The organism is Tannerella forsythia, from assembly GCF_001006485.1.
In the GTDB taxonomy this organism is placed as follows: Bacteria; Bacteroidota; Bacteroidia; order Bacteroidales; family Tannerellaceae; genus Tannerella; species Tannerella forsythia.
This window is the reverse complement of the sequence record NZ_JUET01000057.1, coordinates 69,603-77,214: the sequence shown is the minus strand read 5'-3', so window position 1 is coordinate 77,214 and position 7,612 is coordinate 69,603. Positions and strand designations below refer to the sequence as shown.

4 protein-coding genes are annotated in these 7,612 nt (G+C 49.0%); all 4 read left to right on the top strand.

The genetic code is table 11. The annotated features are described in order from the left end of the window. Positions 1–149: 149 nt before the first annotated feature. Positions 150–656 carry a nitroreductase family protein gene (locus Tanf_RS03065; protein ID WP_046824879.1) on the top strand — a complete coding sequence of 169 codons (507 nt, stop codon included), beginning with the start codon at positions 150–152 and terminating at the stop codon, positions 654–656. Between the two features lie 58 nt (positions 657–714). Beyond that, complete coding sequence (locus Tanf_RS03060) at positions 715–3,450, top strand: alpha-L-rhamnosidase (protein WP_046824878.1); 2,736 nt, start codon at positions 715–717, stop codon at positions 3,448–3,450. Positions 3,451–3,551: 101 nt separating this feature from the next. Then, entirely contained in the window at positions 3,552–5,936 is a 2,385-nt protein-coding gene (locus Tanf_RS03055) for a hypothetical protein (protein WP_014224149.1), read from the top strand. Between the two features lie 103 nt (positions 5,937–6,039). After that, complete coding sequence (gene gpmI, locus Tanf_RS03050) at positions 6,040–7,572, top strand: 2,3-bisphosphoglycerate-independent phosphoglycerate mutase (protein WP_046824877.1); 1,533 nt, start codon at positions 6,040–6,042, stop codon at positions 7,570–7,572. Positions 7,573–7,612 lie beyond the last annotated feature (40 nt).

Below are 7,612 nucleotides of genomic sequence, written 5' to 3'. Positions count from 1 at the left end.
AAATTTTTTTCCTCCAAGATAGTAAAATTGTGGCTAAGAACACGCAGAGGAGGGGACAGAAAACAGAGCGTCGGCCTTGTGTTTTTATCTGCCCGGTGTAAAATCTCGAGGATTTTATCTAAATTTGCCATAGATTAAAAATAATGATTATGAATTTTTTGGCATTGACAAAGGCTCGTTTTTCCGTGCGGAAATACGAGCCGACCCGGCAGCTTGAAAAAACGAAGTTGGATTATGTGATGGAATGTGTCCGAATGGCACCTTCGGCTGTGAATTACCAGTCGTGGCGTTTTCATATCATTACGGAGAAAGACGAACTGGAGAAAGTCTACGCCTGTTACGATCGCGATTGGATTCGCACGGCGCCGTGCGTGATTTTGGCCTGTGTCGACCATACGCTTTCCTGGCGTCGGAAGAATTTCGACAATAAGGATCATGGCGATGTGGATATCGCCATTGCAGTGGAACATCTGTGTCTGGCAGCCGCAGAGCAAGGCTTGGGGACTTGTTGGGTTTGCAATTTCGATACGGCGCTTTGCAAAAAATCGTTTAATCTCCCCCAAGATTGGGAACCGGTGGTCTTGATACCGATCGGATATGGAACGGATCCTTATCGGGAGAAAAACAGAAAAGAGATGCATGAGATTCTTTTTTGAATACGATCCCTTTCAAAAATATCTTTAAAGCAGATTGATCATCAAATTCATTTATCTTATGAGAAAAGATTTATTTTCAGTAGTTATTGGCATGATATCGTTGGTCTTTGCCGGTTGTTCACAAAGCCGGCAAATACAAGTATCTAACTTAAAGCTCGAGCAAATGGTAAAACCGCTCGGCGTTAACGTGACGCAGCCGCGTTTTTCGTGGCAGATTGCTTCGAGCACTCCCGACTTGGTGCAGACGACTTATCAGATTCAGGTGGCGGCAGATCCGGCAGAACTGAAGGCAGGCAAGAACTTGCTGTGGGATTCCGGTGTCGTAACTTCGGATACTTCTATCTGGGTGTCTTACGGTGGGAAGGCTCTGGAGCCCGGAAAGTATTACTACTGGCGTGTTAAGATCGGCACGAACCAAGGAGCGACAGGCTGGACGGAAATCGAACGCTGGTCGATGGCTCCCGATCCGGCTTCTTTGAAAGCCCTCTGGATCGGTGAAGATACGTTGTCGAATACAGGCGAAAATTTCGGCACAAAAGAGAATAACAAAACCAGAATCGCAGCTCGATACTTGAGAAAAGAGTTCGATTCGGATAAAAAAGATGTGGAAAGGGCGATGTTATACGTATCCGGACTCGGTTCGTCCGAGACTTATCTGAACGGAGAAAAAGTCAGCGAAGATATTTTCGCTCCTATGGTTTCTCAGTATGACAAACGAGTTTACTTCAACACCTACGATGTGACCGGTATGATCGCCGCGGGCAAAAATACCATCGGCGTGGTTTTAGGTGCCGGCCGCTTCTTTAATCTCCGTAATCCCGGACATACGATGTTCGGTTTGCCGAGATTGTTCGCTCAATTGGAAATCGAGTATATCGACGGGACGACTTCCCGGGTCGTCAGCGACACTTCGTGGAAAGTCACCTCAAAAGGGCCTATCATCGCCAATAATGAGTTCGACGGCGAGGAATACGATGCCCGTCTCGAGATGCCCGATTGGAACAGGAACGGCTATGATGACTCCGCTTGGCAGCAAGCCGACCGGATGGAAAGCCCTGCAGGGAAGTTGACGGCACAGCAGAATCCGAATTTGCAGATTCAGGATCGGTTGAAACCCGTCGCCGTCTTCCGGAATCACGAGGGGAACTATATACTCGATATGGGGCAGAACATGGTGGGGTGGCTATCGATCGATCTGAACGGAAAGAAGGATCAACCTGTTCATCTTCGTTTTGCCGAAACGTTGAACCCGGACAGCACACTGTATGTAGCCAACCTTCGTACCGCCCGTGCGGAAGATATTTACATCCCTGCGGCCGACGGCAGGTTCCATTGGCATCCTTCGTTCGTCTATCACGGTTTCCGGTTCGTAGAAGTTTCCGGGCTCGACTATCAGCCCGATCCGGCGGATTTTACCGGAGATTGCATCTACGATAAGATGGAGACTACCGGTACCTTCGAGACCTCCGACAAATTGGTCACTCAGATATTTAAGAATGCGTACTGGGGAGTTCGCGACAACTATCGTGGTATGCCCACGGACTGCCCGCAGCGCGATGAACGCTTAGGCTGGATGGGAGACCGGGTGACCGGCACGTACGGAGAAGCTTATTTCCTGGATAACTCGCGCATGTATAACAAGTGGTTGCAGGACGTAGAAGATGCCATGAGCCCGGAAGGCAGCATCTCGGTGGTATCGCCGAGCTACTGGACCATTTATAACGATGATGTCACTTGGCCTGCGGCATTCTTCACCGTCGCCGATATGCTGTATCATCAGTACGGCGACGATCAGGCCATTCGTCTGCACTATCCGGCAATGAAGAAATGGATGCGGCACATGGAATCGACCGCAATGAAGGATAATATCATCACCAAAGATACGTACGGCGACTGGTGCATGCCGCCCGAATCGCCCGAGTTGATTCATTCGGCCGATCCGTCACGGATTACAAACGGCAGTTTGATGAGCACTGCGCTCTATTACGATTTGCTCCGTTTGATGACCGAGTTTGCTAATATCTGTGGACAGGACACCGATATACCTCATTACAAAGAGCTCTCAACTAAGATGAAAGAGGCTTACAATGCCAAGTTCTTCGACCCGGCCACCGCGCAATACGACAATAATACGGTGACGGCCAATATCCTCTCGCTCCGTTTGGGGCTCGTGCCGAAAGGCTATGAGCGGAAGGTATTCCAAAACATTGTAGATAAGACGGAGAAGGAGTTCGACAGTCATGTGAGCTGCGGCGTGCTCGGCATGCAGCATCTGATGCGCGGCCTATCTGAAAACGGCCGGACTGACCTCGCATACCGGATTCTGACGAATACCGACTATCCGAGCTTCGGGTATATGATTCGGAACGGCGCTACCACCATCTGGGAACTTTGGAACGGAAATACGGCGAACCCCGCCATGAATTCGGGCAACCATGTCATGCTGTTGGGCGATTTGATCATCTGGTATTACGAAGATCTGGCAGGCATCCGATGTTACCCGGGCACGGTCGGGTACAAGAAGCTGTGGATGGCTCCGGTATTCCCCGACGGCTTGGATGAAATCGATGCTTCGTACAAATCCGTTTACGGCGAAATCAGAAGCGCTTGGAGCCGGAAGGACGGACGCTTCGAATGGGATATTACCATCCCCGGCAATACAAGTGCCGTCGTCCGTATACCGAAGGCTTTTGGAGTGACTGTCGCTAAGGTGGCCGGTATTCACGCCATCACGGAGGGTGAGGACTATACGGAAGTCGAAATCGGTTCCGGACATTATCATTTCGGAAAATAACTTGTGACTACTTTAATTTTTTAGAACTCACCTAAAATAATCGTATCTTTGTCGTACGATTGGAAAAAACAATCGACAAATCCTCATAAAAACAAAAAGATATGCATTCAAAAAATAAAAAAAGTCGATCGTTGCGCACCGGTTTCCATGCCCTCAGGGCAGGTGTGATGGCCCTCCTGTTAGGGGGATTTGTGCAGCAAACCCTCGGATGTATTGGCGATTATGCGCCCGATGCGGAATATTGCAACGTCTTTTCGCAGGAATTGATCAAAGACCCACGTTATGCTTCTTTCCTGCTAAGCTACGACAGTCCTTTCTACGAAAGCGTCGATCCGCAATGGAAGGTGCGCAATGCCAATATCGAGGAATGGCAGAAATACCTCGGACTGGACTATGATCAGGCGTATTGCTTAGTAATGAAAACTACCCGCACCGATATACAGGCGCTGACGAAAGGCGGCCAAACGACTGATCCGAAGCTGGCCTTCCTCACTCCCGACTTCATGCAGCGCCATAAGCAAGCATTGCTCTATCTGGCTTATGCCAAATACTTAGAGCCTTATATGCATATCATCCGCCAGTCTGAAAGCTGGAACTACTATTCCGAATACAGCGACCTCAAAGAGGTATCCGAATTAGATGAGCGGAAAGTGGTCAACGTTCTGATCCGCAGTTGGAATGCCGAAACGGATAAGGAATTGAAACTGCGCTACGGCTATCAGCTCGTGCGGTTCGCACATTACAATCGGAAATATGATGATGCCCTAACGTTGTTCGACAAATACGTCGAAACACTCGATTATAAGCCTGAAATATATTACTACGCACTCAGTCAGAAGGCCGGCGCACTCTACGGACTTGGGCGGGCACAAGAAGCTATTTCCGAGTTTATCAAAGTATTTACGTATTCTGCCGACCTGAAAGAATCGGCCTATGCCTCCGTCTTTCTGATTCATAACAATGACTATAACGAAAGATCGCAAACCGATTGGGACACGGAGCGTCTGTTGTCGTCCGTTCAGACGGACGCGGAACGCAGGTCACTTTACTTTATGCTCGGATACAAGGCTTTCAATAACCCCCTGAATGAATTGGAAAAGATCGTCGCATCCGATCCCGATGCTATCGAGGCGAAAGTGCTGATGGTACGCGCCGTCAACGCCATCGAACGGGAGGTGCTGGCCGACCGGTATTCCTATTCGTTGAAAACGGCTGACAAACGATATCCCTTACTCTCAGAAAAAGAAAGCGCAAATTTTCTGGAAGCGTCGTACAAGATGTCTTCCGGGATAGTCCGTTTGGCACACGAAAAAGACTTTTGGAATTTGACGACGGCCTATCTCTGCTTCCTGCGTAAAGATTTTGCACAAGCCCGCAAACACCTCGCACAGGTGACGGCTGCCGATGCGACTTACGCACGTCAGAAAGACATCGTCGCGGCCCATCTTTACATTGCCGAACAGACGCAGATCAGCCCGGAGACTGAACGCACTCTTCATGCTCAATACGCGCAGTGGCTCGACCGCAACAATCCGTCGAACCGGACGTTCCTCAATATCCTTGCCAACCGTTACTATCTGCAAAAGGAATATGCCAAGGCTTTCCTGATCGGCAATACGCTCACATCGGTGCGAAACAACCTCCAGAAACCGCTGCTCGACGAGCTTTCCGCATTTCACAGCAAGAAGAATAAAAACGAATTGGAGACGTGGCTCGATGAAAACCTTCGGGACGATTCGTTCAACCTCCTCTACGGAACCTTTTTTCTGAGGGAGGGTAACCTTGAAGCTGCCCATCGATATTTCCAGGCCGAGAAGCAAGCCCGAATACACGTCTCCGCACGTATCTTCGGATATAATATCCGGGAGTGGTACAGCGGCGTCGAGAAAGACGTGATGCGCAGTGATTATCTGGCAGACTTCCCCTTCATCAAAGAACGGATGAGCGAAAAAGATGTGACCGATGCATTGCTGAAGCTACGGAAAGCCGGTGAAAAGAACGATAACGAAGCGGCCAAAGCCAATTTTTTGATCGGAAACTTCTTCTATAACGTTACGACAACAGGGTATTTCCGCCACTACCTGCGCTTCGATACCGATAACAGCTATTTCTCGGAGAAATATTCGGATTATAACGAAGAGAAAGCCGGAAATAGCTATATGGACAATCCCGAACAGACCTTTTATGTGATTTACGGCGATGCGTATTACCGCAATACGACCGACCTGGCCGGACAGTACCTGCAAAAGGCGCTCCGGCAGGTGAAAGACGACGAACTGAAAGCGCAGATCCTTTTTGCACTGGCCAAGAACGAACTCGAACGTTCTTATAAAAAACAGGATTATTTCGCGGGCGTAAAAGATTTACCTGTCGAAACGGTAAATTATTTCAATCAGCTTGTGCAGTATAAAGAAACGGCCTTCTATAAAGATGCCTGTACATACTGCAAATACTTTGACGACTATGCTATCTTGAAGCTGCATTGATTCGGGCAGATAAACACGATGCGAAGCCGTGATGTTTAAAAAAAATCGTACCTTTGTCGACTGAATGATAGAGACAAAAAAACAAATCAAATTCAAAAAAACAATGAATAAAAAAGCGATATTAATCATTTGTGACGGCTGGGGAATCGGCGACAAGAAGAAAGACGATGTAATTTCATGTACTCCTACGCCATATTGGGATTACCTGTTGGAAACGTATCCGAATTCGCAGCTTCAAGCTTCGGGCGAAAATGTGGGGTTGCCCGACGGCCAGATGGGAAACTCCGAAGTGGGACACCTCAATATCGGTGCCGGACGCGTAGTGTATCAAGACCTCGTGAAGATCAACAAGGCTTGCCGCGATAACAGCATCCTGAAAAATCCGGAAATCATCCGCGCCTACGAATATGCGCGTACGACGGGTAAAAATCTTCACCTGCTCGGATTGACCTCGGACGGCGGTGTACACAGTTCGCTCGACCATCTTTATAAGTTGCTTGACATTGCCCATACGTACGGGCTTCAAAACACATTCGTGCATTGCTTTATGGATGGGCGCGACACCGACCCGAAAAGCGGCAAAGGATTTATCGAACAACTGACCGAGTATTGTGCGAAGAAAACGGGCACGGTGGCCGGTATCATCGGACGTTATTATGCCATGGACCGTGACAAGCGTTGGGATCGCATCAAAATAGCATACGACTTGCTGGTGGAAGGCAAAGGTAAACCGGTGACGGATATGGTGCAGGCCGTACAGGACTGCTACGACTCGGATTCGGAAACGCATAAAAATACGGATGAATTTATGGAGCCGCTCGTCAACAGCGCCGTCGACGGACGCATCAAAGAAGGCGATGTGGTCATCTTCTTTAATTTCCGTAACGACCGTGCCAAGGAACTGACCATTGTGCTGACACAGCAGGATATGCCCGAACAGGGAATGAAAATAATCCCGAACTTGCAATACTTCTGCATGACGCCATACGATGCGACATTTAAGAATATGCACGTGCTTTTCGATAAGGATAATGTGGAAAATACGATGGGTGAATACGTGTCATCCAAATCGCTGAAACAATTACATATAGCCGAAACGGAGAAATATGCGCATGTGACGTTCTTCTTCAACGGAGGCCGTGAGAAGCCGTTCGAAGGCGAAGACCGAATTCTTGTGCCGTCGCCTAAAGTGGCTACCTACGACCTGAAGCCGGAGATGAGTGCTTACGAAATCACAGACAAACTCGTAGAAGCCATCCGTACAAACCGGTACGATTTCATCGTCTGCAACTATGCCAATGGCGATATGGTAGGACATACGGGCGTGTACGAAGCGATTGAAAAAGCCGTCGTAGCCGTCGACGCCTGCCTGAAAGATACGATCGAAGCGGCAAAAGCAGCCGGCTATGAAGTGATCGTGATTGCCGACCACGGAAATGCCGATCATGCGTTGAATGAAGACGGCACGCCCAATACGGCACACTCGCTCAACCCCGTGCCGTTCGTCTATGTGACCGAGAACAGGGCGGCCAAGGTGGCTGACGGTATTCTGGCCGACGTGGCTCCGTCGCTGCTTCATATCATGGGACTGGAACAGCCGAAAGAGATGACGGGTAAAAACCTGATTCAGGATTAACGTGCCCCCGTAAACGATCCTCAACACAAAAACAGAAAAG

Bases quoted from the DNA above. Each gene is read 5' to 3' on its own strand.
- Tanf_RS03065 (WP_046824879.1), top strand. From the start codon at position 150: ATGAATTTTTTGGCATTGACAAAGGCTCGTTTTTCCGTGCGGAAATAC.
- Tanf_RS03060 (WP_046824878.1), top strand. From the start codon at position 715: ATGAGAAAAGATTTATTTTCAGTAGTTATTGGCATGATATCGTTGGTC.
- Tanf_RS03055 (WP_014224149.1), top strand. From the start codon at position 3,552: ATGCATTCAAAAAATAAAAAAAGTCGATCGTTGCGCACCGGTTTCCAT.
- gpmI (WP_046824877.1), top strand. From the start codon at position 6,040: ATGAATAAAAAAGCGATATTAATCATTTGTGACGGCTGGGGAATCGGC.